Source organism: Corallococcus sp. AB030 (assembly GCF_003668965.1).
Taxonomy (GTDB): domain Bacteria; phylum Myxococcota; class Myxococcia; order Myxococcales; family Myxococcaceae; genus Corallococcus; species Corallococcus exiguus.
The window spans coordinates 1-1,416 of the sequence record NZ_RAWQ01000442.1; the positions used below are offsets into that span (position 1 = coordinate 1).

Consider the following 1,416-nt stretch of genomic DNA (forward strand, 5'->3'; position numbering starts at 1 on the left):
TACTACTTGATCAGATGCGTGACGGTCCTCGAGGAGGAGCGCGAGCGCCGAGTCTGCGGAGGCACAGCGGACAATGGCCGAGGCGGCGCAGCAGCAGATGCTGGAGCCGCCGGCGCACCTGGGGCAGCGTCCAAGGAATCCTCCTCCGGGGGGGAAAGCGCTCGACGGAGCGCGAGGAATCCATGGGCCACCATGCAGAGCGTGGCGTGGTGGTGAAAGCCTCTCCATGTGCGGCCCTCAAAGTGGTCCAGGCCGACTTCGCCCTTCATCTCCTGGTAGTCCCGCTCCACTCGCCAGCGCAGCTTCGCCAGGGTGACGAGGCGTTTGAGAGGCGTGTCGGACGGTAATGATGAGAGATAGAACTTCGTCGGCGCGGCTTCCCCCTGCGGCCATTCACACAGCAGCCATTCGGGAGCACCTGGCGCCTTGCGGATGACGTGGCCTTCGGCGACCTGGATTCGCACCGCGGCGAAGGTGGAAGACTGCGTGCCGCGACTGCCCTCGCGCCAGCTGACCCGGCGGTACTCTTCTTCGGGCAACTGACGCGCAAGCTCTTCAATCGTCCAGGGTTGCACGCCGCTGTCGTCGACGAAGCGCGTCCGGGGACGCCCGTTCTCACCCGCCTTCTTCACTGGACGATGCGGCGTAGCTCCTGGCGGCCACACCTTGTGCTGCCCTGGCACTGCGACGAGGTACGGCAGTCCTCGCGCCGTCAGGCCCTCACGAAACTCTCGGCAGTTGCCATACCCCGCATCCGCCAGCACGACGTGCTTGCGCACGCCCCACTTCAGCGCGTCGTCCACCTGCTCCAGCGCCAGTTCCCACTTGCGTGACGCGCCCACCGCCTCGGGGACGCTGGCCGCCTTGCGCCGGGCCGTGTCCTTCACCCACTCCTCGGGCAGGTACAGCCGCATGCCGATGCACCCGCTTCCCCGAGGCCCGGCCAGATGCAGGCTGACGGCCACCTGGCAGTTGTCCGTGCGCCCCAGCGTGCCTGAGTACTGCCGGGCGACTCCCACCGAGTGCTTTCCTTTCTTCGGAAAGCCCGTGTCGTCCACCACCAGCGCTTCCAACTCCGGAAGCCGCCGCTCCAACTTCCGCGCCAGTCGCTCCCGGAGGGCCTCGTCGCTCCACGTCCCTTGCGACACGCACTGCTGCAGTCGCTGGCGCATCGCCTCGACTTCGCCCGCGTCCTCCACCAGCCGCGCCGCCATCGGCTCAATGCTCTTGCGCTCCCCGTCCAACAGCAGGCCCGTCACGTAGGCCTCCATGGCGCGCCTGCGCTCCAGCCGCCCCATGCCGGCGACCATCTCCTCAAGGTAGGCGCTCAGCGCCTCGTCCAGCTTGCGCAGCTGTCCCGGTGTCATCCCGACCGTAGATCATGGCAGCCACCTGGATTCAAGTGACCGGGTAGTA

General features: G+C 67.4%; 1 protein-coding gene. It reads right to left on the reverse strand.

Features of this window, described 5'->3' with window-relative positions; translation table 11 throughout:
- Positions 1-2 precede the first annotated feature (2 nt).
- A complete protein-coding gene (locus D7Y15_RS43460; RefSeq protein ID WP_121756214.1) occupies positions 3-1,367 on the reverse strand; it encodes an IS701 family transposase in 1,365 nt (454 codons plus the stop codon).
- Positions 1,368-1,416 lie beyond the last annotated feature (49 nt).

Excerpts from the sequence above, each read along its gene's own strand:
- D7Y15_RS43460 (WP_121756214.1), bottom strand. The coding sequence starts at position 1,367 with ATGACACCGGGACAGCTGCGCAAGCTGGACGAGGCGCTGAGCGCCTAC.